This is a genomic window from Pseudomonas sp. B707 (genome assembly GCF_022496685.1).
Classification (GTDB): domain Bacteria; phylum Pseudomonadota; class Gammaproteobacteria; order Pseudomonadales; family Pseudomonadaceae; genus Aquipseudomonas; species Aquipseudomonas paraglycinae.
Genome location: NZ_WTVE01000015.1, coordinates 277,145 through 303,948 on the forward strand (window position 1 = coordinate 277,145; position 26,804 = coordinate 303,948).

Sequence of the window (26,804 nt, forward strand, 5' to 3'; positions counted from 1 at the left end):
TTTTCATCGGCCGGTGTAGTCCCGGCGGGTTTAACGAATCCGGCCTGCGCCGGTTGCGGCTCGTCGAGCGAACCGCGGAAGTCTGTCCGGTTCAAATACCGGAAACCTTTCGGTGACCGATACATAAGGGCGCATAAGCTTATTACAAGGGCGGGGGCTAAAAAATTTTCACGCACATTGCATGAATTCGCCCCACAAACGAACACGGCACCCGAAGGTGCCGTGTCGACGTAGAAGTTACTTGGTGTCGCGGTGTTCGAATTCGCCTTCGATCACATCACCTTCGCGGCCAAGAGGCTGGCGCGGTGCAGGACCGCCGCGAGGTTGCAGGTCATCGGCGAACGCTCGCTGGCGCATGGCCTGTTCTTCGGCACGCTGGCGCATCTTGTTGGCGACCAGTCGACGACTGAACGGCAACAGCAGCACCAGACCGACCACGTCGCTGATAAAGCCCGGCAGGATCAACAGACCACCGGCCAGGGCCAGCATCAGGCCTTCCAGCATGGTTTGCGCAGGCAGTTCGCCGCGGTTCAGGCTTTCACGGGCACGCAGTGCGGTGGCCAGCCCGGCGACGCGCAGCACAAACACGCCGAACATCGAGCCGAGAATGATCAGCAGCAGGGCCGGGAAAAATCCGATCGATCCTGCCACTTTGACGAATACGAACAGCTCCAACACCGGGAACAGCAGAAAGAGCAACAAAAAAGGGCGCATCAAAGTTTCCTCAACGCAAGAAATGCCTTGCAGTAAGCCTTAGATGACGTCGCCCTTTCGTGAATTCAAGCGTCGGCCACCGCATTTTTTGGCCAGACCTCGGCGTGAGCCAGAGAAACCAAGGCCTCGCGCACTTGTATCGGCGTATGACAAGGCGCTTGAAACGGCAGCCAGTACAGCGCCTGACCGATGCGCAGGTGCATGCCTTCGGTGTCGATCCCGGCCAGTTGCGCCGGTACGGTTTTCGGCAGACCGGCGAGGTCGACGTAATGGGCGATGGCCTTGGCGTGGTCGCTGTTCATGTGCTCGACCATGCTGATTTCGGCCTTGCCGGCGAACGGGTTGGCCAGGGTCAGGTGATCGACCCAGTGGATCGCGCCAAAACCGCCGATGTAGCGATGGCGCACCGGATTGAGCACCCAGAAATCGAAATCGTGGGCCTTGTGGTAATTCTGCGAATCGGGGAAATAGCGGTAGTAACGCTCGGCGGCAGCTTCGATGGCGGCAGCGTCTTCGAGTTTTTCCGCCTCGGCCAGATAGGTCAGGCGACCAACGGCTTGCACATCGTCAGCCTCGCGCTCGCCCACCAGCAGCGAACATTTCGGATCTTTCTGCAGATTGTGAGTGTGCTGGGCGATGCGGCTGATCAGGATCAGCGGCCGGCCCTGGTCGTCCAGGCAGTAGGGAACCACAGAGCCGAATGGAAAACCGGGCATTGATTTGGAGTGGGTCGACAGCACGCCACGGTATTCCTTGAGAAGCAATTCTCGGGCATTCTTAGCCGCTTCAACGCTCAATTTATGACTCCTTAAATAGAATCCGTCGACAAAACGGACAGGCGCATGGGTTTTGTCCCACTCGCCATCGGGCAGTTCTCATGTGCAACAGGCTGCTGGCCGGTGCAGATCGAGAGGCTACCTGTAAGGACCACTCTGACCTGCTCTCGGGGGCATGCGAATGCAACTCAACGACAAAGTAATCATTATCACTGGCGGTTGCCAAGGCTTGGGCCGCTCGATGGCCGAGTATTTCGCGGGCAAGGGCGCGAAGCTGGCGCTGGTCGACCTGAACCAGGAAAAACTCGACGACGCGGTCGCGGCCTGCAAGGCCAAGGGTGTCGAGGCGCGCAGCTACCTGTGCAACGTCGCCAACGAAGAGCAGGTGACGCACATGGTTGCCCAGGTCGCCGAAGACTTTGGCGCGATCCACGGCCTGATCAACAACGCCGGGATCCTGCGCGACGGCCTGCTGCTCAAGGTCAAGGACGGCGAGATGACCAAGATGAGCCTGGCCCAATGGCAGGCGGTGATCGACGTCAACCTGACCGGCGTGTTCCTCTGCACCCGTGAAGTGGCGGCAAAAATGGTCGAGCTGAAAAACAGCGGCGCGATCATCAACATCTCGTCGATCTCCCGCGCGGGCAACGTCGGCCAGACCAACTACTCCGCCGCCAAGGCCGGTGTGGCGGCAGCGACCGTGACCTGGGCCAAGGAACTGGCGCGCTACGGCATTCGCGTGGCGGGCATCGCACCGGGCTTCATCGAAACCGAAATGACCCTGGGCATGAAGCCGGAAGCGCTGGAAAAAATGACCTCGGGCATTCCGCTCAAGCGCATGGGCAAGCCGGAAGAGATCGCCCACTCGGCGGCGTACATCTTCGAGAACGACTACTACACCGGCCGGATTCTGGAGATGGATGGCGGGTTGCGCATCTGACCTCTGTCGCGTAATGAAAAACGCCCCGGTGCACAGGCACCGGGGCGTTTTTGTTTAAACCACAGCCATCAATCGTCGCTGATGGTGATGTTCGGCATCGCCGGCGAAGCCGCTTCCTGCAACACGATCCGCGCGCCGACGTGGCGGGCCAGCTCCTGGTAAACCATGGCGATCTGGCTGTCCGGCTCGGAAATCACCGTTGGCTTGCCGCCATCGGCCTGTTCGCGGATCAGCATCGACAGCGGCAACGAAGCCAGCAGCTCGACGCCGAACTGGGTCGCCAGCTTCTCGCCACCGCCCTCACCGAACAGATGCTCGGCGTGTCCGCAGTTCGAGCAGATGTGCACGGCCATGTTTTCCACCACGCCCAGTACCGGAATGTTGACCTTGCGGAACATCTCCACGCCTTTACGCGCGTCCAGCAGCGCCAGATCCTGCGGTGTCGTGACAATCACAGCACCGGCCACCGGGACTTTCTGCGCCAGGGTCAGCTGGATGTCGCCGGTGCCTGGCGGCATGTCGATCACCAGATAATCCAGGTCGCCCCAAGCGGTTTGCGTGACCAGCTGCAGCAGCGCGCCGGAGACCATCGGCCCGCGCCAGACCATCGGCGTGTTGTCGTCGGTCAGGAACGCCATCGACATCACTTCCACGCCATGGGCCTGCAACGGCACGAACCACTTCTGATCCTTGATCTGCGGTCGGGTGCCCTCGGGAATGCCGAACATGATGCCCTGACTCGGGCCGTAGATATCGGCGTCGAGAATCCCGACCTTCGCACCTTCGCGAGCCAGCGCCAGCGCCAGGTTGGCGGCGGTGGTGGATTTGCCCACACCGCCCTTGCCCGATGCCACGGCGACCACGTTCTTGACGTTGGCCAGCCCTGGGATCTGTGCCTGGGCCTTGTGCGCGGCGATCACGCTGTTGACTTCAACCTTGGCCGACACCACGCCGTCGAGGTTTTCGATGGCCAGTTGCAGCAATTGCGCCCAGCCGCTCTTGAACAGACCGGCGGCATAACCGATTTCCAGTTGCACGCTGACGCGATCGCCGGTGATTTCGATGTTGCGCACGCAACCGGCGCTGACCGGATCCTGGTTCAGGTAAGGGTCGGTGTATTGGCTGAGGACGGCTTCCACCGCTGCGCGAGTGACGGCACTCATGGGCAACTCCGATAACAAGACTGGGAAAAGATGGCGGGTATCCTACCCCTTCTGTCCTCCGGACGGCATGCCCGGCAACGATTTGCAGAGGTGAAATATCTTTCCCGGCGCTTTATAGTGGCCGACCTCCGTTTCATCAAGTAGCGAAGCCCCACATGTCCGAACCACGCAAGATTCTCGTCACCAGCGCCCTGCCCTACGCCAACGGTTCGATCCACCTTGGCCATATGCTGGAATACATCCAGACCGATATGTGGGTGCGCTTCCAGAAGCATCGTGGCAATCAGTGCATTTATGTCTGCGCCGACGACGCCCACGGTTCGGCGATCATGCTGCGCGCGGAAAAGGAAGGCATCACCCCGGAACAACTGATCGCCAACGTCCAGGCCGAACACAGCGCCGACTTTGCCGAGTTCCTGGTGGACTTCGACAACTTCCACTCCACTCACGCCGAAGAAAACCGTGAGCTGTCGAGCCAGATCTACCTGAAGCTGCGTGACGCCGGGCACATCGCCCAACGTTCGATCACCCAGTATTTCGACCCGGAAAAGAAAATGTTCCTGGCCGACCGCTTCATCAAGGGCACCTGTCCGAAATGCGGCACCGAAGACCAGTACGGCGACAACTGCGAAAAATGCGGTGCAACCTACGCGCCGACCGACCTGAAGGATCCGAAGTCGGCGATCTCCGGCGCCACCCCGGTGCTCAAGGATTCCCAGCACTTCTTCTTCAAGCTGCCGGACTTCCAGGAAATGCTGCAGGCCTGGACCCGCAGCGGCACCCTGCAAGACGCCGTGGCCAACAAGATCGCCGAATGGCTGGACGCCGGCCTGCAACAGTGGGACATCTCCCGCGATGCGCCGTACTTCGGCTTCGAGATCCCGGGCGAGCCAGGCAAGTACTTCTACGTGTGGCTGGACGCGCCGATCGGCTACATGGCCAGCTTCAAGAACCTCTGCAACCGTACGCCGGAGCTGGACTTCGACGCGTTCTGGGGCAAGGACTCCACCGCCGAACTGTACCACTTCATCGGCAAGGACATCGTCAACTTCCACGCCCTGTTCTGGCCGGCGATGCTCGAAGGCGCGGGTTTCCGCAAGCCGACCGGGATCAACGTGCACGGTTACCTGACCGTCAACGGTCAGAAGATGTCCAAATCCCGCGGCACCTTCATCAAGGCCCGTACCTACCTGGATCACCTGTCGCCGGAATACCTGCGCTACTACTACGCGGCCAAACTCGGCCGTGGCGTGGACGACCTCGACCTGAACCTCGAAGACTTCGTGCAGAAGGTCAACTCCGACCTGGTCGGCAAAGTGGTCAACATCGCCAGCCGTTGCGCCGGTTTCATCCAGAAGGCCAACGCCGGTCTGCTGGTGGACACCAACGCCGCGCCGGAACTGACCGAAGCGTTCCTGGCTGCTGCGCCGAGCATCGCCGACGCCTATGAGGCCCGCGACTTCGCCCGTGCCATGCGCGAAACCATGGCGTTGGCCGACCGCGCCAATGCCTGGATCGCCGACAAGGCGCCATGGTCGCTGAACAAGCAGGAAGGCAAGCAGGATGAAGTCCAGGCGGTCTGCGCCACGGCGATCAACCTGTTCCGTCAGTTGGTGATCTTCCTCAAGCCGGTGCTGCCGCTGCTGGCTGCCGATGCCGAGGCGTTCCTCAACGTCGCCCCGCTGACCTGGAACGACCACACCACCCTGCTGGCCAACCACCAGCTGAACGAATTCAAACCGTTGATGACCCGCATCGACCCGGTAAAAGTGCAAGCCATGACCGACGCCTCGAAAGAAGACCTGACCGCCAGCCAGACCGACACCGGCGCCGCCGCGCCTGTCGGCAACGGCGAACTGGCCAAGGATCCGCTGTCGCCGGAAATCGACTTCGACACCTTTGCCGCCGTCGACCTGCGTGTGGCGCTGATCGTCAAGGCCGAACACGTCGAAGGCGCGGACAAGCTGCTGCGTCTGACCCTCGACATCGGTGACGAGCAACGCAACGTGTTCTCGGGGATCAAGAGCGCCTACCCGGATCCGTCCAAGCTCGACGGTCGCCTGACCATGATGATCGCCAACCTCAAGCCACGGAAAATGAAGTTCGGCATCTCCGAAGGCATGGTGATGGCGGCCGGCCCTGGCGGTGAAGAAATCTACCTGCTGAGCCCGGACAGCGGCGCCAAGCCGGGTCAGCGCATCAAGTAAGGTTCTGCCCTGACAGATCCCACAGGCGTGCTCCGTGCGCCTGTGGGATTTTTCATATCTGGCCCGCCCTCCACGGCTGCCGGATAATGCCTAACCTTAAGTGACACCCCCCGTTGCCACCGGCAGAACCATGACCGAACTCGTGCTTACGCTCTTCAGTGCTGCGCTGATCAACAACTTTGTGTTGCACTGGCCGCTGGGCGTCGATCCGCTGCTGGCCGGCGAACGCCGTCAGGTACATGCGCTGGGGCTGGCAACGTTGTGCCTGATGCTGATTGTCGGCGTGGCGGGTTATGCGATCTGGCATTGGCTACTGGTGCCGTTGCAACTGGAATTCCTGCGGCTGTTTGTATTCCTGCCGCTGAGCGTCCTGCTGATCACGCCGTTGCTGAAGTTGCTGACGCGTTGGCGACCCGATATGCCGTTCGACGGTTTGTGGCCGCTGCTGCTGGGCAATGCCGGTGTGCTGGGGCTGACGCTGATCAACGCGCAAGCGGACAAAGGCCTGTTTCATGCGACAGCGCTGAGCCTTGGCGCCGGTCTGGGTTTCTGGCTGGTGTTGAGCCTGTTCAGCGATTTGCGTGAGCGCACGGCCGACAACGATATTCCCCTGCCCTTTCGTGGCCTGCCGATCCTGTTGATCGGCGCCGGACTGATGGCCGTGGCTTTTCTCGGATTCAGTGGACTGATCAAAACATGAGTCTGATTCAACGCATCGATGCCCTGCTGCCGCAGACCCAATGCGGCAAGTGCGGCCATCCCGGATGCAAACCCTACGCTGAAGGCATTGCCGACGGCGAGCCGATCAACAAGTGCCCGCCGGGTGGCGACGAAACCATCGCGGCGCTGGCCGAACTGTTGAAAATCCCGGTGCTGGAGCTGGACATCAGTCGTGGTTCGGCGCCGCCGCAAGTGGCCTACATCCGCGAAGCCGAATGCATCGGCTGCACCAAGTGCATTCAGGCCTGCCCGATCGACGCCATTGTCGGCGCAGCGAAGCTGATGCACACCGTCATCATCGACGAATGCACCGGTTGCGATCTGTGCGTGGCGCCCTGCCCGGTCGATTGCATCGAGATGCACCCGCTGCCTTTGGGCACACTGCCGGTGGTAGGCGGTCTGGCCGCCAGCCTTGAAGAACAACAGGCCCGCGCGGCCAAACGCGATCACGCCCGACAACGCTTTGAACGGCGCAATGCTCGCCTGCAACGCGAAGAACAGCAGAAGCAGGCCGAGCGCGAGGCCCGGGCACAGCGCGCGGCACAGGTCGAAGTCGCCGCCACCACGCTCGATCCGGTGCAGGCGGCGCTGGAGCGGGTGCGCGCGCAAAAGGCCGCGACCGCCGATGCTGCGCTGAAAAAAGCCAAGATCGACGTGGCCATGAGCCGGGCGCAATTGAACAAGTCGCTCAAGGCGTTCGGTCATCCGCCGACCTTCGATCAGCAATCGCAATTGATCCTCCTGCAACAGCAGTTCGAGGCGGCCGAACAGGCACTGGCGAAGCTGGAAAACAGCGCGGCACCTGCGCCGGTCGTGGCCGCCCCGGCAAAGGACGCCGATCTGAAGCGGGCGAAAATCCAGTTGGCGATGCGCCGCGCCGAGCTGAAAAAGGCGCAAACCGCAGTAGCCCCGCCAGCCGAGATCGCCTTACTGGAGCAAGCGCTGCGTGACGCCGAACAGGCGTTGCACAACGCCGAAGCGGCCAGCGATCAACCGGCGCCCGAGCTTGTGCGTGTCGAGAAACGTCCGATCGACGACCACCTTCGTAAACTGAAAACCGAATTGGCCTACGCTCGCGCCGACCTGAACAAACTGCAACGGCGCGACGGCACGCCCGCCGATATCCTCGAAAAGGCCCGCGCCCGCCTGCAAGACGCAGAGCGCCAGGTACAAGCCCATGTCACCCATTGAAACCGGAGACGAGCGCCTGCAACAGGCGATGAAGCTGGTTTTGCTGGCGACATTGCCGGGATGGCTGGCGTTGTTCTGGTTTTATGGTTGGGGCGTGTTGATCAACCTGATTCTGTCCGTTGTCACAGCTTTGGGCGTTGAAGCCGCCGTGACTTATCTGCGCCGGCAACCGCTGCGGGCCAACTTGAGCGATGGCAGCGCGGTGGTCAGCGCGACGTTGCTGGCAATTGCCCTGCCGCCTTATTGCCCGTGGTGGCTGACGGCCACGGCAATCGCCTCGGGCCTGCTGCTGGGCAAACATCTGTACGGTGGTGTGGGCCGAAACCCGTTCAATCCGGCCATGCTCGGCTTCGCGCTGGCCATGGTGATGTTTCCTCAGCCGATGACCCACTGGCCGGGCCATGGCATGGATCTGGCGGCGGCTTTTGGCCAGGTGTTCAATCTGGGCGCGCAACCGGATGCCTGGGTTCAGGCCACCGCGCTGGACAGTCTGCGCATCAATAAAAGCCTGACCATGGACGAACTGTTTGCCGGCAATCCGGCATTCGGGCGCTTTGGCGGGCACGGCGTTGAATGGATGAACCTGGCGTTCCTCGCCGGTGGGTTGTTCCTGTTGCAGCGTCGAGTGTTTGGCTGGCATGCGCCGGTCGGCATGCTCGCCAGCCTGTTCGTGATCAGCCTGCTGTGCTGGAACGGTTCGGGATCCGACTCCCACGGCTCGCCACTGTTTCACCTGCTGAGCGGCGCGACGATGCTGGGGGCATTTTTCATCGTCACTGAACCGGTATCGGGGGCAAAAAGTCCGCTCGCCCGCCTGCTGTTCGGCGTCGGCGTGGGCTTGCTGACTTACGTGATTCGCACGTGGGGTGGTTACCCGGATGGCGTGGCGTTCGCGGTGCTGTTGATGAACCTGTGCGTGCCGGCGCTGGAGCGCTTCGCGATGGCCCGTCAGGCGCAGGTGGCGCCATGAACCGGACGAGCAGCCTGATCACACTGGCGTTGATTACTGCGTTGGGCATCGGCGTGACGTGGTTGGTGCAACGCAGCAACGCACCTCAGATCGCCGCCGAACAGCGTCTGCTTGAAAGTCGCAAGCTGTTGGACGTGCTGCCGGTCGACGCTTACGACAATCAGCCGCTTGAACAACCTCTGGCGCTGACCGACATCAACCTGAGCCACAGTCTGTTGCTGGGCGGTTATCGGGCGAGCAAAGGCGGCCAACCCGTGGCAGTCCTGTTGCGCAGCCAGGCCCAAGGTTATGCCGGCAATATCGAGTTGCTGATTGCCATCGACGCTAACGGCCGATTGCTCGGTGTAAAAACCCTCGAGCAAAACGAAACACCTTCGCTGGGTGGACATATCGGCGACTGGCCAAATAGCTGGCTTCAGACCTTTAGCGGAAAATCGAGCAACCAACCGACGGACGCCGGATGGGCCTTGAAGAAGGATCAGGGGCAATTCGACCAGATCGCGGGCGCAACCATTACCTCTCGCGCGGCCATCAATGCCATCCACGATGCCCTGCGTTACTTTGATGAACACCGGACGACCCTGCTCGGGAGCACGCCATGAATACGTCAGCGACTCTGGCGAACTCAATGATGCTGGTGTTGTTGATCGGTGCCACCGACTCTGTGGCGGGCGCGCTGGCGACTCTGTTGATATTTGCGGTTGTCGTGGGCATTTACGGTTTGTGCATGGCACCGCTGCGCTCGCGCCTGAGCAACGAGAGCCTGTTGCCGGTCAGCCTGGTACTGGCCGCGACCCTGGCCGGCAGCGCCGATATTGTTCTGCAACGCGGTGCGCTGCAGTGGCATCAACTGATCAGTCTTTATGCCGGGCTGATCGGCTTGCAGTGCGTCGTGCTGGAGCACAATGGATTTTTTCGCCGGTCTGTCCGTAATCGACTGAAACTGTGCGGCCTGTTTGCCGCACTGATGATTGTGCTCGCGGTGTTGCGTGAGCTGATCGGTCAGGGCAGCATCGGCCATCATTTGTCGGAACACTGGCAAGGTTTGATTCTGTTTGGCGACGGCCTGCATTTCGCGACGCTGGCGCCCGGCGCCTTCATATTGCTTGGACTGTTACTGGCCGCCCGTCAGGCCTGGGCTCGCCCCTCCGACCTACCCGAGGAAACGCATCACCCATGAATGCCGCAAAACGTCTGGAGATCTTCCGCAGGCTTCACGAGGACAACCCCGAACCCAAGACCGAACTGGCCTACTCGTCGCCTTTCGAACTGTTGATCGCGGTGATTCTGTCCGCGCAATCAACGGACGTCGGGGTAAACAAGGCGACGGCCAAGCTGTTCCCGGTGGCGAACACGCCGGCAGCCATTCACGCCTTGGGCGTCGAAGGGTTGTCCGAGTACATCAAGACTATCGGCCTCTACAACAGCAAGGCCAAAAACGTGATCGAGACCTGCCGCCTGCTGGTCGAGTTGCACAATGGCGAAGTCCCGCAGACGCGCGAAGAACTGGAAGCCTTGCCCGGCGTTGGCCGCAAGACCGCCAACGTGGTGCTAAACACCGCGTTCCGCCAGTTGACCATGGCGGTGGACACCCACATTTTCCGGGTCAGCAACCGCACCGGGATTGCACCGGGTAAAAATGTGGTCGAGGTGGAAAAGAAGCTGATGAAATTTGTGCCAAAGGAATACCTGCTCGACTCCCACCACTGGCTCATTCTTCACGGACGCTACGTGTGTCTGGCGCGCAAACCCCGTTGCGGCAGCTGTCGGATCGAAGATCTGTGCGATTACAAGCACAAAACTTCCGACGATTGAGCGGCTATGGGTTTTATTGATTTATCGATTGAAAAAATCTTTTTTACCATCTGCTGGAATATCGATATAAGGAGCGCCAAAGGCAGTCTTAGCCTGGAGTCGACCTTATGAGCACCAGCAAAGAGCAATTAGAAGCGGATGACGATTTTATCGCCACGGAGGCCGATGATGCCGAACCTGTGGTTGAAGTCGCCAAGACCAACTTGAGCAAACGCCGAACCATCGACAACCTGCTCGAGGAGCGCCGACTGCAGAAGCAATTGGCCGATTACGATTTTGATCTCTGACATTTGAAAGCCTCCTGAAACGGAGGCTTTTCTCTTTATGTCACACGCTGATTCCGATCCGCCCATGATCCGTCAGCCACTGAAACCCTCAGACAAGGCCGTTTCGTTGCGCCAGTTCAATCAGATCCACCAGCGAGCGCGCATTGAGTTTCAATAACAACCGAGTCTTGTAGGTACTCACGGTCTTGTTGCTGAGGAACATTCCGTCGGCAATCTCCTTGTTGGTCTTGCCGCGCGCCAATTGCTGCAACACCATCATCTCGCGCCCGGACAGGCGATCAACCATGTCCGCCTCGCTGGCATTCCCCAGGCTGGTTCGCACGGTGTGCAACGCCTGGTTCGGAAAATAGCTGTACCCAGACAGTACCGCCTTGATTGCACTCAGCAACTCCGTCAGATCCTGTTGCTTGCAAACATATCCCGCCGCCCCCGACTGCATGCACCGCATGGAGAAGTGTCCCGGTGACTGGGACGTCAGCACGAGCACTTTCAACGGCATTGCACTTGTTGTAAGGCGCGCGATGACTTCCAGTCCATCCAGTTTCGGTATGCCGATATCCAGAATGACGATATCCGGCATCTGGTCACGAGCCAGTTGTAACGCATCTACGCCATTATCGGTTTCTGCAATGACTTCGTAGCCATGACGTTCCATCAGCATACGTACCGCAAGACGAATGACGGGGTGATCATCCACGATCAGCACTTTATTCATGGGCAAGTCCAGTTTCGCTGTTCGAATTTTTAGAACCGGCACAATAACGTAGTCATTTCCTACATGGCATAGAGAAGTTCCTCTACACGGGTAGCGAGAGACGCCTCCTACAGCCAATAAAGACTATTCCTACAGAAATGACTCACCCACACAAAAACATAAAATTTTTTCAGTACGACGAACGCCTGCCACCCTGCTTAAGAGAGCGCCCGCAAATCCAAAAAGAAAAAAAACACGAGTTATTATCGAGCACAAAAAAAACAGCAGATACAACTTATCGGCATCGCAAACACGAGAATTAATATAAACACAAAAAACACACCTCAGACTGACCCAGTCATTTCACACCCACCCAACCCAAGACAACGAGAAAGACTAAAACCATGAGTAAATAACATGCTAAAACTCAACAAGAAGATACCCAACCCGATCAGCGTTATCGCCATCTTTGCATTTATATCAGAGACTTCCGCTGCCGTTTCCCTGCCATTCCTCAATAACAATGAACGGGAAATCTACGTCTGGTTTCTGATCACCTTTCCTTTCTACCTGCTGCTTCTATTTTTCATCACACTCAACTTTAACTATCGCGCACTATATGCACCTTCGGATTTTGATAATGACAAGAATTTCCTGAAGGCTTTCGAGGAAACAACTACCCACCCACCAGAAATACCCTGCGAACACGTCAATAGCGGGTCATACCCAATAAAACTACCGAAACCGTTGAGCGAGGTGTACATCATTGATGCTCGACAGAAAAACACGACTCTGAAAATAGAGGAGCTACTGGAAAAAATCCCACACCCAAACAAGCATTCGCCCCGATTATTCCTTTTTTTAACTGACGCGGTGTCGGACATTTTACTCAATGAACATGTCGCCAGATCAGCAAAACAGGCGAAAACGCCACAAGGAACAACGTACTTTAGTATTTACAACACCCAGTCATCTAACATTTCCGTATTGGGAAAGTTTTAAAAAATAGAACGCGGAGCGCGACATCCATGCAATGCAAGATCTACAGCCGATGAAGACGGGAACGCTGTCCGATATCAATCAGGTCGAAAAAGAAACACCAAAAAAAACGGCCTTGTCATTAAGACAAGGCCGTTTTTTCACATCAGTCCCGATGGACTCAGAACAGCTTGCGGCCCTTGTTGGCAGCAATGCGCATGCGTAGCGCGTTGAGCTTGATGAAGCCCGCCGCGTCGGCCTGGTTGTAGGCGCCGCCGTCTTCTTCGAAGGTCGCGATGTTGGCGTCGAACAGCGAATCGTCGGACTTGCGGCCGGTCACGATCACGTTGCCCTTGTACAGCTTCAGGCGCACTACGCCGTTCACGTTGACCTGGGAGGCGTCGATCATCTGTTGCAGCATCAGACGCTCAGGGCTCCACCAGTAACCGGTGTAGATCAGGCTGGCGTACTTCGGCATCAGCTCGTCTTTGAGGTGAGCGACTTCGCGGTCCAGGGTGATCGATTCGATGGCGCGGTGAGCGCGCAGCATGATGGTGCCGCCCGGGGTTTCGTAGCAGCCACGTGACTTCATGCCGACGTAACGGTTCTCGACGATGTCCAGACGGCCGATGCCGTGCTCGCCACCGATCTTGTTCAGCGTCGCCAGCACGGTGGCCGGGGTCATTTCAACGCCGTCCAGCGCAACGATGTCGCCGTTGCGGTAGGTCAGTTCCAGATATTGCGGGGTGTCGGGAGCCTTCTCCGGAGAGACGGTCCAGCGCCACATGTCTTCTTCGTGCTCGGTCCAGGTGTCTTCCAGCACGCCGCCTTCATAGGAGATGTGCAGCAGGTTGGCGTCCATCGAGTACGGGGATTTCTTCTTGCCATGACGCTCGATCGGGATCGCGTGCTTCTCGGCGTAGTCCATCAGCTTCTCGCGGGACAGCAGGTCCCACTCGCGCCAAGGGGCGATCACTTTCACGCCTGGCTTGAGTGCGTAGGCACCCAGTTCGAAACGGACCTGGTCGTTGCCCTTGCCGGTCGCGCCGTGGGAAATGGCGTCGGCGCCGGTTTCGTTGGCGATTTCGATCAGACGCTTGGCGATCAGCGGACGCGCGATGGAAGTACCCAGCAGGTACTCGCCTTCGTAAACGGTGTTGGCACGGAACATCGGGAACACGAAGTCACGCACGAATTCTTCGCGCAGGTCGTCGATGTAGATTTCTTTGACGCCCATGGCCTGCGCCTTGGCGCGAGCCGGCTCGACTTCTTCGCCCTGACCCAGGTCAGCGGTGAAGGTCACGACTTCACAGTTATAAGTATCCTGCAGCCACTTGAGGATCACCGAAGTGTCCAGGCCGCCGGAATACGCCAGAACGACCTTGTTTACGTCCGCCATGCCATCACTCCACGGGGTTCTACGGAAAGCCGAGGAGTCTACCGCTCAAACGCGATAATTTACAGAGGCGCGACAGCTTAAGACGACAAAGCGACAGAATCTGTCGAGAGGGCGACGATGACCGGCAGGTCAGGAAGTCGCCGCAGTGTTGGCAGGCGTGCTGGCCTGAGGTGCCGGAGCAGTCGTCGGTGCCACCCGCGCCAAGTGTACGTTGACCCGACGGTTCTTGGCCCGGTTGGCGGCATTGGTGTTCGGCACCAGAGGATAACGCTCACCATGGAAACGCACGGTGATCTGCGATTCCTGGATGCCATTGGCCTTGAAGAAGTCGACCACCGCCAGCGCGCGGCGACGCGACAGTTCGCGATTGGTCAGGCGATTGCCGCTGTTGTCGGAATGGCCGTCGAGTTCGATGTGATTGACCGTCGGATCGGCCTTCATATACTCGAGCATCACTTGCAGCTTGGCCTTGGCGGCGGCGTCCAGTTCGATGCCTTCGCCGGGGAAGCCGATCTGCGATTGTTTGACCTGATCGAAATTCTGCGGGAGCAGTTTCGCCACGCAGGTCTGATAGTCATTGAACGCCTTGCTGAACTTGACCGGCAACAGGCGCACTTCCGACACCCGACCATCGCCCGATGCCCGGCGTACCACCGGGCTGCGACCGTCCATCAGCCCGCTGATCAGTTGCCCGGCCTGGGACTGAGAACTGTTGAACAGCACGTTGCCGCTGCCCAGTCGAACCGTGCCCAGATTGATGTCGCCACGTCCCGGCTGCCACGGCGCAGCCGCTGCCAGCAGGGTCGCCGAACCGCCGCCGAGCATGGCGTTGTAGGCGTTCAGGCGGAAGGTCGCCTGCTCGCCGGCCTTGCGCACGAATTGCCCCGAGCCGAAGTCGGTGATCGGCTGCGTCAGGCGGCACTCGAACTTGTCGCCCTCGACCGTCCACTCAATGTTCTCCAGACGGGTCTGGTAGGTCAGTGCCATCGCGGGAAGGCTGGCAAACACACTGAGCAAGGCTAAATATCGCTGGCGCACGGGAGGCTCCATTGGCTTCTACAACAAAAAAGACCGAGACATACATCTTTACGGCATACCTATGGGATATCGGACGCTCGTCGCAAAACTTGATAGCGAGTGCCTGCAAGAGTCTTTTCCGGTAGCATTCGCCTCAGTTTGACCCGCCTGGAATCCCCTCATGTCCGACCGCCTGACCCTGCTGCGTCCCGACGACTGGCACATTCATCTTCGCGATGGTGCCGTGTTGACCAATACCGTTGCGGATGTCGCGCGCACCTTTGGTCGCGCCATCATCATGCCCAACCTGGTACCTCCGGTGCGCAACGCCGCTGAAGCCGACGGCTATCGCCAGCGGATTCTCGCTGCCCGCCCGGCCGGCAGTCGTTTCGAGCCGCTGATGGTGCTGTACCTCACCGACCGCACCCAGCCCGAAGAAATCCGTGAGGCCAAGGCCAGCGGTTTCGTGCACGCCGCCAAGCTGTACCCGGCCGGCGCCACCACCAACTCCGATTCCGGGGTCACCAGCATCGACAAGATTTTCCCGGCGCTGGAAGCCATGGCCGAAGTCGGCATGCCGCTGTTGATCCACGGTGAAGTCACCCGTGGCGACGTCGATGTGTTCGACCGCGAAAAAATCTTCATCGACGAGCACATGCGTCGCGTGGTCGAGCGTTTCCCGACGCTGAAAGTGGTGTTCGAACACATCACCACCGGCGACGCCGTGCAGTTCGTCAACGAGGCTTCGGCCAACGTCGGCGCGACCATCACCGCGCATCACCTGCTCTACAACCGCAACCACATGCTGGTGGGCGGGATCCGGCCGCACTTCTACTGCCTGCCGATCCTCAAGCGTAATACCCATCAGGAAGCTTTGCTCGACGCGGCCACCAGTGGCAGCGCGAAGTTCTTCCTGGGTACCGACTCGGCGCCGCACGCCCAGCACGCCAAGGAAGCCGCCTGCGGCTGCGCCGGCTGCTACACCGCGTACGCCGCCATCGAGCTGTATGCCGAAGCCTTTGAACAGCGCAATGCGCTGGACAAGCTCGAAGCCTTCGCCAGCCTCAACGGCCCGCGTTTCTACGGCCTGCCGGCGAACACCGATCGCATCACCCTGGTTCGTGACGAATGGACCGCCCCGACCAGCCTGCCTTTCGGCGAGCTGACCGTTATCCCGCTGCGCGCCGGTGAAAAACTGCGCTGGCGCCTGCTGGAGGAACACGCGTGAGTGAAGACCATTTCGACGACGAACTGGACGGTCAAGGTGGCGGCGGTTCGCGCCATCCAATGGCAGCACGTTTTCGCGGCTACCTGCCGGTTGTCGTCGACGTAGAAACCGGTGGTTTCAACTCGGCCACCGACGCTCTGCTGGAGATTGCCGCGACCACCATCGCCATGGATGAAAAGGGTTTCGTCTACCCGGATCACACCTACTTCTTTCGCGTCGAGCCGTTCGAAGGCGCCAACGTTGAAGCGGCGGCGCTGGAGTTCACCGGGATCAAGCTCGATCACCCGTTGCGCATGGCCGTCAGCGAAGAAACGGCCCTGACCGACATCTTCCGTGGCGTACGCAAGGCCTTGAAGGCCAACGGCTGCAAGCGGGCGATTCTGGTTGGCCACAACAGCAGCTTCGACCTGGGCTTCCTCAACGCCGCCGTCGCGCGGCTGGACATGAAGCGCAACCCGTTCCACCCATTCTCCAGCTTCGACACTGCGACCCTCGCCGGTCTGGCTTACGGTCAAACCGTATTGGCCAAGGCCTGTCAGGCAGCCGACATCGACTTCGATGGCCGTGAAGCGCACTCCGCGCGCTACGACACCGAGAAGACGGCCGAGCTGTTCTGCGGCATCGTCAACCGGTGGAAACAGATGGGCGGTTGGGAAGACTTCGACGACTGATACTCGTCGGGTTTCTTCCATTCATGAAAAAACCGGCCACATGGGCCGGTTTTTTTGTACCTCGACGTTGCGCCTTACAGGGCAGCAGCGTTCTCGGTCAGGTAAGCCGCAACGCCTTCTGGCGAAGCGTTCATGCCTTTGTCGCCTTTTTTCCAGTTGGCAGGGCAGACTTCGCCGTGCTCTTCGTGGAATTGCAGAGCGTCGACCAGACGGATCAGCTCTTCCATGTTACGGCCCAGCGGCAGGTCGTTGACGATCTGCGAGCGGACAACGCCTTTGTCGTCGATCAGGAACGCGCCACGGAAAGCCACGCCGCCTTCGGATTCAACGTCGTAGGCCTTGGCGATGTCGTGCTTCATGTCGGCAGCCATGGTGTATTTCACCTGGCCGATGCCGCCATTGTTGACCGGAGTGTTGCGCCAGGCGTTGTGGGTGAAGTGCGAGTCGATCGACACGGCGATCACTTCTACGTTGCGTGCCTTGAAGTCGGCCATGCGGTTGTCCAGAGCGATCAGCTCGGACGGGCAGACGAAGGTGAAGTCCAGCGGGTAGAAGAACACCAGGCCGTATTTGCCTTTGATGGCCGAGGACAGGGTGAAGCTGTCAACGATCTCGCCATTGCCGAGTACGGCCGGGACGGTGAAGTCAGGGGCTTGTTTGCCTACGAGTACGCTCATTGATATCTCCTGGTGTAAAAACTTGAAGTTCAGGGTTCGGGCCAGCCTGCCACCCTCAGGCGACAGCCCTGTGACACGAACCCCATTCGCAAGGGCCGACCATCATACACTGCGTTTTTCGACTGTCCTCAAAGGTTTTTCGCGAAATCCCGGCTGGCATCCGGCCATGTACCACCGTTCGTCAGTCACAGGCGTTGGCGATGAAAACCACTGGGAAAGCACTTTGACAATCATTCTCGTTAACATTAAGATCCATCGCAATTGAGTCACAACCAGCGACGGTTCTCACTTATGTATGTTTGCCTCTGCACTGGCGTCACCGACGGACAGATCCGCGAAGCGATCTATGAAGGTTGCTGCAGCTATAAAGAAGTCCGCCAGGCCACCGGCGTAGCCAGCCAATGCGGCAAATGTGCGTGTCTGGCGAAGGAAGTGGTTCGCGAAACCCTGACCAAGCTGCAAACCGCCCAGGCTGCGATCCCTTACCCGGCAGAATTTACCGCCGCGTAATTATCCCGAATTCGAAGAACCGGACTTATGTCCGGTTTTTTTATGCCTGAAAATCAACTGCTTAGCGCCCAGACGCGGAACACAAACATTCTTATTCCGATTAATTTTCATTTATTATTCAATAACTTAGGTTTGACACTTATAAATACCAAGCTCAAACTCTGCCTTATATACCGTTACTTAGGGCAGGACTCCCATCATGAAAGGCGACGTAACAGTCATCCAGCATCTCAACAAGATCCTTGCCAATGAGCTGGTCGCGATCAATCAGTACTTCCTGCATGCACGCATGTATGAAGATTGGGGCCTGAACAAGCTCGGCAAACACGAGTACCACGAATCCATCGACGAGATGAAGCACGCGGACAAGCTGATCAAGCGCATCCTGTTCCTCGAAGGCCTGCCGAACGTGCAGGATCTGGGCAAGCTGCACATCGGCGAGCACACCAAGGAAATGCTGGAGTGCGACCTGCGTATCGAGAAGACCGGCCACGCCGATCTGAAGGCCGCCATCGCCCACTGCGAATCCGTCGGTGACTTCGGCAGCCGCGAACTGCTCGAAGACATCCTCGAATCCGAGGAAGAACACATCGACTGGCTGGAAACCCAACTGGGCCTGATCGATAAAGTCGGTCTTGAGAACTATCTGCAATCGCAGATGGGCGAAGACGAGTAATTAGCCAGCGCTAAACTCGAGACACTAAAAAGCCCCGCCCTCTTTCAAGAGGCGGGGCTTTTTATTGCCCGGATTTCAGACTGGCTGAAACCCGGGCAGAAGCCAATCAGGCTTCGGACTTGGCCGCAGCAGCCTTGGCGGATGCTTCCTTGACCAGAGTCTGCAGCTCACCGTTGGCGAACATTTCAGCCATGATGTCGCTGCCGCCGACCAGTTCACCGCCGACCCACAGTTGCGGGAAAGTCGGCCAGTTGGCGTACTTTGGCAGGTTGGCACGGATTTCCGGGTTCTGCAGGATGTCGACGTAGGCGAACTTCTCGCCACAGCCCATCACAGCCTGCGCAGCTTTCGCGGAGAAGCCACACTGCGGGGCATTCGGCGAGCCTTTCATGTAAAGCAGAATGGTGTTGTTGGCAATCTGCTCTTTAATCGTTTCGATGATATCCATGGAGCACCTCGGCTGAACTTTCCGACTCATGGGTCGGCACGGTGGCGCATTGTAACGGAATCCCGAGCGCGCTGCTCGGTCTCCCCGACAGACATGCTCAAGCCGCCGCCACCGTCACCGGCACGCCATTGAGCGCCGCGTTGCCTGACAGCTCGTCGAGCTGGCATTCATCGGTCAGGTCATTGGCACTGGAGCCCGGCTGACCGCTGGCAATCGCCATCTGCACGCCCGGCCGGGCATGGCCCCATCCATGCGGCAGGCTGACCACGCCCTTCATCATGTCCGCACTGCCCAGCACTTCGACCTCGATCTGCCCGACCCGTGAACTCACGCGCACAAGCTGACCATCACTGAGCCCGCGACTGGCGAGATCGTCCGGGTTCATCAACAGCTGATGACGCGGCTTGCCCTTCACCAGTCGATGGTAATTGTGCATCCACGAATTGTTGCTGCGCACATGACGGCGGCCGATCATCAACAGCTCATCGGCGGCCGGTGCCTGCAAAGCGGCGAAACGCGCGAGGTCAGCGAGGATTTCCGGCGGCGCCGCCTGAACTCGTTGATTGGCGCTCTTCAATCGCGGTGTCAGGTTGGGTTTCAGCGCTCCCAGATCAACGCCGTGAGGATGATCGAACAGCGTCGCCAGCGACAATTTCTGCTCGGATGCATCGCCATACAAACCCATGCGCAACCCCATGTCGATCATCTTCGCCGGCGGCATCGTTGGCTTCAGCTCCTTGCCGGTCTTCGCGGCAAAGGCCTTGGCCAGGCCGACGAAAATTTCCCAGTCGTGCAGCGCCCCTTCGGGTTTGGCGAGGATCGCCCGATTGAACCGGGTGACGTTGCGCACCGCGAACAGGTTGAAGGTGGTGTCGTAGTGATCGTTCTCCAGCGCCGAGGTCGATGGCAGGATCAGGTCGGCATAGCGCGTGGTTTCATTGATATACAGGTCGACGCTGACCATGAACTCCAGCCCGTCCAGCGCCTGCTCCAGCTGCCGGCCGTTGGGCGTGGACAACACCGGATTGCCAGCCACGGTAACCAGCGCGCGAATCTGCCCCTCGCCTTCTGTGAGCATTTCTTCGGCCAGCGCCGAGACCGGCAACTCGCCGCCGTACTCAGGACGCCCGGACACGCGGCTCTGCCATTTATTGAAGTGTCCACCCGAAGTCGACGCCACCAGATCCACCGCCGGCTCGGTGCACAAGGCACCGCCGACGCGGTCGAGGTTGCCGGTGACCAGATTGATCAACTGCACGACCCAATGGCACAGCGTGCCGAAAGCCTGAGTGGAAACGCCCATCCGGCCGTAGCAAACGGCGCTTGGTGCAGCGGCGAAGTCCCGGGCCAGCTGGCGGATCTGTTCGGCGGGAACGGCGCACAACGGGCTCATGGCTTCAGCGGTGAACCCCGCCACCGCAGCGCGAACCTCATCCAGGCCGTCCACCGGCAAATGACTGTCAGACGTCAGCCCTTCGCTGAACAACGTGTTGAGCACACCAAACAACAACGCCGCATCGCCACCGGGGCGCACGAACAAATGCTGATCGGCCATCGCCGCCGTCTCGCTGCGCCGTGGATCGACCACCACCACTTTGCCGCCTCGGGCCTGGATCGCCTTAAGACGCTTCTCGACATCCGGCACGGTCATGATGCTGCCGTTGGACGCCAGCGGATTACCGCCCAGGATCAGCATGAAATCGGTGTGATCGATATCCGGGATCGGCAGCAGCAGGCCGTGGCCGTACATCAAGTAGCTGGTCAGGTGATGAGGCAGTTGATCGACCGACGTCGCCGAATAGCGGTTGCGGGTTTTCAACAGGCCGAGGAAGTAATTGCTGTGGGTCATCAGCCCATAGTTGTGGACACTGGGGTTGCCCTGATACACGGCGACCGCGTTCTGCCCATGACGCTCCTGAATCGCCGAGAGTTTTTCGGCGACCAGTTCGAACGCTTCGTCCCACTCGATCGGCAGCCATTCGCTGCCGACCCGGCGCATCGGCTGGCGAAGGCGATCCGGATCGTTCTGGATATCTTGCAGCGCCACGGCCTTGGGGCAGATGTGTCCACGACTGAACGTGTCCAGCGCATCGCCCTTGATCGAGGTGATCTGCACCTGACCGTCGGTTTCGGTGGTTTCGATGGTCAAGCCGCAAATGGCTTCACACAGGTGGCAGGCACGGTGATGGAGAGTCTTGGTCATGGCCAGTCTCTGTCTTGTTCTGGGCAGGCAATCACGCCTGCGGGAACAAAACTATGGCCCGCGACCCGGTGCAGCGCCAGCGACGTTCGTCTTGTGAATCGGCGGCCATCAGGCCCGCCGATAGACGCGTCAGTTCGCCGGAAGCTGGGGCGGTGCGGCCAGCTGGATTTCCTGGATGGTCTCGATCTGCTCGTGGGCGACGTGGACGCCGGTGAGTTCGCCGATCAGTCGCCAATGCTCGTCGAGCCCGGCGCTGATGGTCGCCATGCGGTCGATCATCTGCCGGCTGGCGGCCTTGACCACGTCGTCATCGCTGCGCAGCAGTTCGAAGGACATCGAGGTCATCGAGGCGGTAAGGTGGGTCAATGAGCGTGCCGTGTGGCCCAGCAGTTCCATTAACAGTTTTTCTTTCGATTCCATGCGGAGGCTTCCTGCGTCGCTCGTGATTTATTTATAACCCAGCACTTTGCTTTAGCAAATGTTTCAACCTGCGCATCCGACCAAGCGAACCAGTGGCTCATCGGTCGCAAACCGACCAGGGCTGTGCCATCCCCGCCGCGCCTGATTGCCAAGCCCGGTGGGGCCAGTGTACAAATGCCTCGCTGCCCTCTCGAAAACTGACCGGAAATCACAGTGTTCGCACTGTTCTCACTCCGGCACATTTCTGCAAAAACCGTAGCCTATTGGAAAAACGCGACATTTAGTGTCAATATCGCGCCTTCCCCTATTTCGTCGCCCCCGTGCGGCTTACGCCGCAGGTCTCGCCCGTTGTTCCGATAAACAAGGCTTTGAGCATCTGCGGTTTGTAGCAAAAAGGTAGTCAATGATGAGCGCAAGGCACTTTCTCTCCCTGATGGATTGCACGCCCGAAGAGCTGGTCAGCGTGATCCGTCGAGGCGTTGAGCTCAAGGACCTGCGTAACCGCGGCGTACTGTTCGAGCCTCTGAAAAACCGCGTCCTGGGGATGATCTTCGAGAAATCCTCGACCCGTACCCGGATCTCCTTCGAGGCCGGCATGATCCAGCTCGGTGGCCAGGCGATCTTCCTGTCGCCGCGCGACACCCAGCTGGGCCGTGGCGAGCCGATCGGCGACTGCGCCATCGTCATGTCGAGCATGCTCGACGCAGTGATGATCCGTACCTTTGCCCACAGCACCCTGACCGAATTCGCCGCCAACTCCCGCGTGCCAGTGATCAACGGCCTGTCCGATGACCTGCACCCGTGTCAGTTGCTGGCCGACATGCAGACCTTCCTCGAACACCGCGGCTCGATCCAGGGCAAGACCGTGGCCTGGATCGGCGACGGCAACAACATGTGCAACAGCTATATAGAAGCGGCGATCCAGTTCGACTTCCAGTTGCGCGTGGCCTGCCCGGAAGGCTATGAGCCAAACCCTGAATTCGTGGCCAAGGCCGGTGATCGCGTAACCATCGTCCGCGACCCGAAAGACGCCGTGCGCGGCGCGCATCTGGTGAGCACCGACGTCTGGACCTCCATGGGTCAGGAAGAGGAAACCGCCAAGCGCCTCAAACTGTTCGCGCCGTTTCAGGTCAACCGCGCCCTGCTCGACCTGGCTGCCGATGACGTGCTATTCATGCACTGCCTGCCCGCTCACCGCGGTGAGGAAATCAGCCTCGACCTGCTCGATGATCCGCGCTCCGTCGCCTGGGATCAGGCAGAAAACCGTCTCCACGCACAGAAGGCCCTGCTCGAGTTCCTCGTCGAACCGGCATATCACCACGCATGAGTCATGAATTACTGCTGAACCTGCGCAACCTCGCTTGCGGCTATCAAGATCAACGTGTGGTGCAGAACCTCAATCTGCACCTCAACGCCGGCGACATCGGTTGCCTGCTAGGCTCCTCGGGCTGCGGCAAGACCACCACCCTGCGTGCGATTGCCGGTTTCGAACCGGTGCACGAAGGGGAAATTTCTCTCGGCGGTGAGGTCATCTCCAGCGCCGGTTTTACCCTCGCCCCGGAAAAACGCCGGATCGGCATGGTGTTCCAGGACTACGCGCTGTTCCCGCACCTGAGTGTCGCGGACAACATCGCCTTCGGTATCCGCAAGCACCCGAACAAGGAGCGCGTCACCGAAGAGCTGCTGGAACTGGTCAACCTGAAGAACCTCGGCAAGCGCTTCCCCCACGAACTGTCCGGCGGCCAGCAGCAACGTGTCGCCCTCGCCCGCGCCCTGGCGCCGGAGCCGCAACTGTTGCTGCTCGACGAGCCGTTCTCCAACCTCGATGGCGAGTTGCGCCGCAAGCTCAGCCATGAAGTGCGCGACATCCTCAAAGCCCGTGGCACCAGCGCGATTCTGGTGACCCACGACCAGGAAGAAGCCTTCGCCGTCAGCGACCACGTCGGCGTGTTCAAGGAAGGCCGGCTGGAGCAGTGGGACACGCCGTACAACCTCTATCACGAGCCGGCGACGCCGTACGTGGCCAGTTTTATCGGTCAGGGTTACTTCATTCGCGGCCAATTGGGCAGCCCGGAATCGGTGCAGACCGAACTCGGCGAACTGCGCGGCAATCGCGCCTACACCTGGCCGATCGGTGGCGCGGTGGATGTGCTGCTGCGTCCGGACGACATCGTTTACGCGCCGGACAGTGCGCTGAAAGCGCGGATCGTCGGCAAGACCTTCCTCGGCGCCTCGACCCTGTATCGCCTGCAACTGCCGACCGGCGCACAGCTGGAATCGATCTTCCCGAGCCATGCCGACCATCAAGTGGGTGCGGATGTCGGGATTCGGGTGGCGGCGGAACATCTGGTGCTGTTCCAGGCCTCCGGCAGCACCGCTGCACAGATTCCGGCGGTGGAAAACGGCGTTCGCCGTTACAGCACCGCGCACTGATCTGCACACAAATAATAAGGGAGCTTGATGGCTCCCTTGTTTTTTGGCTTCAGCCCAGCATCAATGTGCCGCTGGCCACCAGCGTCGCATTCCCGCCGATCTTCACCCGCTCGCCTTCCAGCCGACAGAACAGTTCACCACCCCGCGCCGAACGCTGGCATGCAGTGAGGCTGGATTTGCCCAGACGTTTCGACCAGTACGGAATCAGGCTGCAATGTGTCGAGCCGGTCACCGGATCTTCATTGATGCCGATGGCCGGGGCGAAATAGCGCGAGACAAAATCATGCTGATTGCCCCGGGCGGTGACGATCGCACCCAGCCAAGGCAGCTTGGCGAGGGCGACCATGTCCGGCTGGCAATCAAGCACCGCCTGCTCGGACTCCAGCACCACGAACAGCTCGTTGGAACTCAGAACATCCACCGCCTGAACATTCAGCGCCCGTTCGATCTCCACGGTGACGCCTTTCTCCACCGCTTCGATGGCCGGGAAATCCAGCCACAACCTGCCACCCTCGCGGCTGACGCTCAACGGCCCGGACTTGCAGGTGAAGTCCAGACGCTCGGCGCTTTCCTTATAGATCTCGAACAGTACATAGGCGCTGGCCAGGGTCGCGTGACCACATAGCGGCACCTCGGTGGTCGGCGTGAACCAGCGGATGTGCCACGCCTGCCCTTCGCGCACCAGAAACGCGGTTTCCGCCAGATTGTGCTCGGCGGCGATCTTCTGCATCAGTTCGTCCGCGAGCCACGCGTCGAGCCGATAGACCATTGCCGGATTGCCACTGAACGGTCGATCACTGAACGCGTCGACCTGATGAAACTCGAGCTGCATAACCTTCTCCCTGTGTCAGTCGAACGAGCATGCAGCGCCGGCCGGATCAGCGCCAGTGACAGTGCCGGCCAATTTTCTTCATACAGACTTCAAGGGCGACCGATGTCGGCAAATTTCGCCTGAGTGTGTTCCGCCAATACCGCCGGCGCCAGTTCCACTTCCAGCCCGCGCCGACCGGCGCTGACATAAATGGTCGCAAAAGGTTGGGCCGAGTTATCGATGAAGGTACGCAGGCGTTTTTTCTGCCCCAGCGGGCTGATGCCGCCCAGCAGGTAACCAGTGGAACGTTGCGCGGCGGCCGGGTCGGCCATCTCGACTTTTTTCACGCCGGCGGCGTGAGCAAGCCCCTTGAGGTCGAGACTTCCGACGACCGGCACCACCGCCACCAGCAACTCACCCTTCTCACTCGCCGCGAGCAGCGTCTTGAACACCTGCGCCGGATCGAGCCCCAGTTTCTCCGCGGCCTCCAGGCCATACGACGCGGCCTTCGGGTCATGTTCGTAACTGTGCACGCGATGTTCGGCACGAACTTTTTTCAACAAGTCCAACGCAGGGGTCATGGCAGCTCCGGGCTCGGCAGTGGCAAAAAAACCTGCGGCGGATTTTAGGCCATCGCTGTGCAAAAGGCTCTACCACGCGCCACGTTTCCCGGGGTTTGCAGGCCGATAACAATCGTGCGAGACGGGTGACCCGCAGGATCATTCACGTGACTGATAGTTTATTTGTGACTGACGGTTCACTTTCGACCTTTGACAGGTTTGTTTCTTGTCTATATTTTTTCGAATCTGAATAATGTAAGAATTATCGTCATCGCAGCACCCAGCAGTAAACCGGGAACAGGATGGGGATCCTGCCTCGGCGAAAATCGCGCCTTGCCCTGTCGGCAACGCGCCAGACAACAACAAAAACCGAGGTTTTCAATGACAACTGCGTTACAGCAACCTTCGCTCTCGAGCCAATGCCTGGCCGAGTTTCTGGGTACTGCACTCCTGATCTTTTTCGGTACGGGTTGTGTCGCCGCGCTCAAGGTCGCGGGCGCCAGCTTCGGTCTGTGGGAAATCAGCATCATCTGGGGCGTCGGCGTCAGCATGGCGATCTACCTCACCGCCGGCGTTTCCGGCGCGCACCTGAACCCTGCCGTCAGTATTGCCCTGAGCATTTTCGCCGACTTCGAAAAGCGAAAACTGCCGTTCTACATTCTGGCCCAGGTCGCCGGCGCCTTTTGCGGCGCTCTGTTGGTTTACACGCTGTACAGCAACCTGTTCTTCGATTTCGAACAGACTCACCACATGGTTCGTGGCACTGAAGCCAGCCTCGAACTGGCGTCGGTGTTCTCCACCTTCCCGAACCCTGCGCTGTCGACTGCCCAGGCGTTCCTGGTCGAGGTGATCATCACCGCGATCCTGATGGGCGTGATCATGTCCCTGACCGACGACAACAACGGCCTGCCGAAAGGCCCGCTGGCGCCGCTGCTGATCGGTCTGCTGATTGCCGTGATCGGCAGTTCGATGGGCCCGCTGACCGGTTTCGCGATGAACCCGGCCCGGGACTTCGGTCCGAAACTGATGACTTTCTTCGCCGGCTGGGGTGAAATTTCCTTCACCGGCGCACGTGAAATCCCGTACTTCCTGATTCCGATTTTTGCACCGATTGTCGGTGCCTGCCTCGGCGCTGCCGGGTATCGCGGGCTGATTGCCCGTCACCTGACCGGCGCCACACCTGCTACAAAGGATGCAGAACCGGCCATTGACGGCAAACCAAGAACTTCTTGAAACAGTCGGCGCGGGCTCCTGCCCTTTAGAGCCCGCGCCACGGCCCACTCTCCCTTATTTCGT

General features: G+C 59.6%; 29 protein-coding genes. 17 read left to right on the plus strand and 12 right to left on the minus strand.

The annotated features are described in order from the left end of the window. Positions 1-237: 237 nt before the first annotated feature. Positions 238-714: an FxsA family protein gene (locus tag GQX66_RS06795; protein ID WP_007953217.1), complete on the minus strand. Its 477-nt coding sequence runs from the start codon at positions 712-714 to the stop codon at positions 238-240. 65 nt (positions 715-779) lie between these two features. After that, entirely contained in the window at positions 780-1,511 is a 732-nt protein-coding gene (locus tag GQX66_RS06800; RefSeq protein ID WP_085745266.1) for a HugZ family protein, read from the minus strand. 160 nt (positions 1,512-1,671) lie between these two features. Here GQX66_RS06800 and GQX66_RS06805 point away from each other — a divergent pair, with 160 nt between their 5' ends. Continuing rightward, positions 1,672-2,430, plus strand: a complete 759-nt coding sequence (locus GQX66_RS06805) for an SDR family oxidoreductase (protein WP_011335726.1) — start codon at positions 1,672-1,674, stop codon at positions 2,428-2,430. Positions 2,431-2,498: 68 nt separating this feature from the next. Here the strand turns inward: GQX66_RS06805 and apbC are convergent, their stop codons facing one another. Next, complete coding sequence (gene apbC / locus GQX66_RS06810; protein ID WP_085745267.1) at positions 2,499-3,593, minus strand: iron-sulfur cluster carrier protein ApbC; 1,095 nt, start codon at positions 3,591-3,593, stop codon at positions 2,499-2,501. A 155-nt stretch (positions 3,594-3,748) separates the two neighbouring features. Between apbC and metG the strand changes: the two genes are divergently transcribed. From metG to GQX66_RS06850, 8 genes are all read left to right on the plus strand, one after another. Beyond that, entirely contained in the window at positions 3,749-5,800 is a 2,052-nt protein-coding gene (gene metG / locus GQX66_RS06815; RefSeq protein WP_240867695.1) for a methionine--tRNA ligase, read from the plus strand. 130 nt (positions 5,801-5,930) lie between these two features. Then, positions 5,931-6,500: an Rnf-Nqr domain containing protein gene (locus tag GQX66_RS06820; protein WP_102687208.1), complete on the plus strand. Its 570-nt coding sequence runs from the start codon at positions 5,931-5,933 to the stop codon at positions 6,498-6,500. Beyond that, positions 6,497-7,711, plus strand: a complete 1,215-nt coding sequence (gene rsxB, locus GQX66_RS06825) for an electron transport complex subunit RsxB (RefSeq protein ID WP_134020404.1) — start codon at positions 6,497-6,499, stop codon at positions 7,709-7,711. The genes GQX66_RS06820 and rsxB overlap by 4 nt, the downstream gene beginning before the upstream one ends. Further along, positions 7,698-8,681 carry an RnfABCDGE type electron transport complex subunit D gene (locus GQX66_RS06830; protein WP_240867719.1) on the plus strand — a complete coding sequence of 328 codons (984 nt, stop codon included), beginning with the start codon at positions 7,698-7,700 and terminating at the stop codon, positions 8,679-8,681. The genes rsxB and GQX66_RS06830 overlap by 14 nt, the downstream gene beginning before the upstream one ends. Next, on the plus strand, positions 8,678-9,283 hold the full coding sequence (locus tag GQX66_RS06835; protein WP_134020410.1) for an RnfABCDGE type electron transport complex subunit G: 606 nt from the start codon (positions 8,678-8,680) through the stop codon (positions 9,281-9,283). Before GQX66_RS06830 ends, GQX66_RS06835 begins: the two co-directional genes overlap by 4 nt. Continuing rightward, a complete protein-coding gene (locus GQX66_RS06840) occupies positions 9,280-9,861 on the plus strand; it encodes an Rnf-Nqr domain containing protein (protein ID WP_085745273.1) in 582 nt (193 codons plus the stop codon). Before GQX66_RS06835 ends, GQX66_RS06840 begins: the two co-directional genes overlap by 4 nt. Then, on the plus strand, positions 9,858-10,496 hold the full coding sequence (nth, locus tag GQX66_RS06845; RefSeq protein ID WP_007953205.1) for an endonuclease III: 639 nt from the start codon (positions 9,858-9,860) through the stop codon (positions 10,494-10,496). The genes GQX66_RS06840 and nth overlap by 4 nt, the downstream gene beginning before the upstream one ends. Positions 10,497-10,603: 107 nt before the next feature. Continuing rightward, positions 10,604-10,783 carry a hypothetical protein gene (locus GQX66_RS06850; protein ID WP_007953204.1) on the plus strand — a complete coding sequence of 60 codons (180 nt, stop codon included), beginning with the start codon at positions 10,604-10,606 and terminating at the stop codon, positions 10,781-10,783. Between the two features lie 88 nt (positions 10,784-10,871). Here GQX66_RS06850 and GQX66_RS06855 read toward each other — a convergent pair whose 3' ends face one another. Beyond that, positions 10,872-11,498 carry a response regulator transcription factor gene (locus GQX66_RS06855; RefSeq protein WP_007953203.1) on the minus strand — a complete coding sequence of 209 codons (627 nt, stop codon included), beginning with the start codon at positions 11,496-11,498 and terminating at the stop codon, positions 10,872-10,874. A gap of 396 nt (positions 11,499-11,894) precedes the next feature. On the opposite strand from GQX66_RS06855, the gene GQX66_RS06860 reads away from it, so the two are divergent. Continuing rightward, the gene (locus GQX66_RS06860) at positions 11,895-12,479 is read left to right on the plus strand and encodes a hypothetical protein (protein ID WP_134020413.1); all 585 of its coding nucleotides are present in this window, start codon (positions 11,895-11,897) and stop codon (positions 12,477-12,479) included. Positions 12,480-12,636: 157 nt separating this feature from the next. On the opposite strand, the gene GQX66_RS06865 is transcribed toward GQX66_RS06860, so the two are convergent. After that, positions 12,637-13,854 (minus strand): argininosuccinate synthase, encoded by a 1,218-nt coding sequence (locus GQX66_RS06865; RefSeq protein ID WP_007953201.1) that lies wholly within the window; start codon positions 13,852-13,854, stop codon positions 12,637-12,639. A 129-nt stretch (positions 13,855-13,983) separates the two neighbouring features. Further along, positions 13,984-14,892 (minus strand): OmpA family protein, encoded by a 909-nt coding sequence (locus tag GQX66_RS06870; protein WP_007953200.1) that lies wholly within the window; start codon positions 14,890-14,892, stop codon positions 13,984-13,986. Between the two features lie 160 nt (positions 14,893-15,052). Here GQX66_RS06870 and pyrC point away from each other — a divergent pair, with 160 nt between their 5' ends. Together pyrC and rnt are read left to right on the plus strand one after the other, a co-directional pair. After that, positions 15,053-16,099 carry a dihydroorotase gene (gene pyrC / locus GQX66_RS06875; RefSeq protein ID WP_039765844.1) on the plus strand — a complete coding sequence of 349 codons (1,047 nt, stop codon included), beginning with the start codon at positions 15,053-15,055 and terminating at the stop codon, positions 16,097-16,099. Continuing rightward, positions 16,096-16,770, plus strand: coding sequence for a ribonuclease T (gene rnt / locus GQX66_RS06880; RefSeq protein ID WP_007953196.1), 675 nt, complete (start codon positions 16,096-16,098; stop codon positions 16,768-16,770). The genes pyrC and rnt overlap by 4 nt, the downstream gene beginning before the upstream one ends. Before the next feature lie 74 nt (positions 16,771-16,844). Here rnt and GQX66_RS06885 read toward each other — a convergent pair whose 3' ends face one another. Next, a complete protein-coding gene (locus GQX66_RS06885; RefSeq protein WP_007953195.1) occupies positions 16,845-17,447 on the minus strand; it encodes a peroxiredoxin in 603 nt (200 codons plus the stop codon). Between the two features lie 291 nt (positions 17,448-17,738). Here GQX66_RS06885 and GQX66_RS06890 point away from each other — a divergent pair, with 291 nt between their 5' ends. Continuing rightward, positions 17,739-17,957, plus strand: a complete 219-nt coding sequence (locus tag GQX66_RS06890; protein ID WP_007953193.1) for a bacterioferritin-associated ferredoxin — start codon at positions 17,739-17,741, stop codon at positions 17,955-17,957. Between the two features lie 199 nt (positions 17,958-18,156). Beyond that, positions 18,157-18,633, plus strand: a complete 477-nt coding sequence (bfr, locus tag GQX66_RS06895) for a bacterioferritin (protein ID WP_011335740.1) — start codon at positions 18,157-18,159, stop codon at positions 18,631-18,633. Positions 18,634-18,739: 106 nt separating this feature from the next. On the opposite strand, the gene grxD is transcribed toward bfr, so the two are convergent. From grxD to GQX66_RS06910, 3 genes are all read right to left on the minus strand, one after another. Then, the gene (gene grxD / locus GQX66_RS06900; protein ID WP_003227729.1) at positions 18,740-19,081 is read right to left on the minus strand and encodes a Grx4 family monothiol glutaredoxin; all 342 of its coding nucleotides are present in this window, start codon (positions 19,079-19,081) and stop codon (positions 18,740-18,742) included. Positions 19,082-19,178: 97 nt separating this feature from the next. Next, complete coding sequence (locus GQX66_RS06905; RefSeq protein ID WP_240867729.1) at positions 19,179-21,284, minus strand: molybdopterin oxidoreductase family protein; 2,106 nt, start codon at positions 21,282-21,284, stop codon at positions 19,179-19,181. Positions 21,285-21,413: 129 nt separating this feature from the next. Beyond that, positions 21,414-21,704 (minus strand): hypothetical protein, encoded by a 291-nt coding sequence (locus tag GQX66_RS06910; RefSeq protein WP_007953190.1) that lies wholly within the window; start codon positions 21,702-21,704, stop codon positions 21,414-21,416. A gap of 406 nt (positions 21,705-22,110) precedes the next feature. On the opposite strand from GQX66_RS06910, the gene argF reads away from it, so the two are divergent. Further along, positions 22,111-23,031 carry an ornithine carbamoyltransferase gene (gene argF, locus GQX66_RS06915; protein ID WP_039765834.1) on the plus strand — a complete coding sequence of 307 codons (921 nt, stop codon included), beginning with the start codon at positions 22,111-22,113 and terminating at the stop codon, positions 23,029-23,031. Then, complete coding sequence (locus GQX66_RS06920; RefSeq protein ID WP_085647248.1) at positions 23,028-24,137, plus strand: ABC transporter ATP-binding protein; 1,110 nt, start codon at positions 23,028-23,030, stop codon at positions 24,135-24,137. The genes argF and GQX66_RS06920 overlap by 4 nt, the downstream gene beginning before the upstream one ends. Positions 24,138-24,186: 49 nt before the next feature. Here the strand turns inward: GQX66_RS06920 and GQX66_RS06925 are convergent, their stop codons facing one another. Together GQX66_RS06925 and ybaK are read right to left on the minus strand one after the other, a co-directional pair. Then, a complete protein-coding gene (locus GQX66_RS06925; protein WP_102687200.1) occupies positions 24,187-24,969 on the minus strand; it encodes a PhzF family phenazine biosynthesis protein in 783 nt (260 codons plus the stop codon). Positions 24,970-25,058: 89 nt separating this feature from the next. Beyond that, positions 25,059-25,529, minus strand: coding sequence for a Cys-tRNA(Pro) deacylase (gene ybaK / locus GQX66_RS06930; RefSeq protein ID WP_007953184.1), 471 nt, complete (start codon positions 25,527-25,529; stop codon positions 25,059-25,061). 360 nt (positions 25,530-25,889) lie between these two features. Here ybaK and GQX66_RS06935 point away from each other — a divergent pair, with 360 nt between their 5' ends. Then, the gene (locus GQX66_RS06935; RefSeq protein ID WP_007953183.1) at positions 25,890-26,741 is read left to right on the plus strand and encodes an MIP/aquaporin family protein; all 852 of its coding nucleotides are present in this window, start codon (positions 25,890-25,892) and stop codon (positions 26,739-26,741) included. The last annotated feature ends 63 nt before the right edge of the window (positions 26,742-26,804 follow it).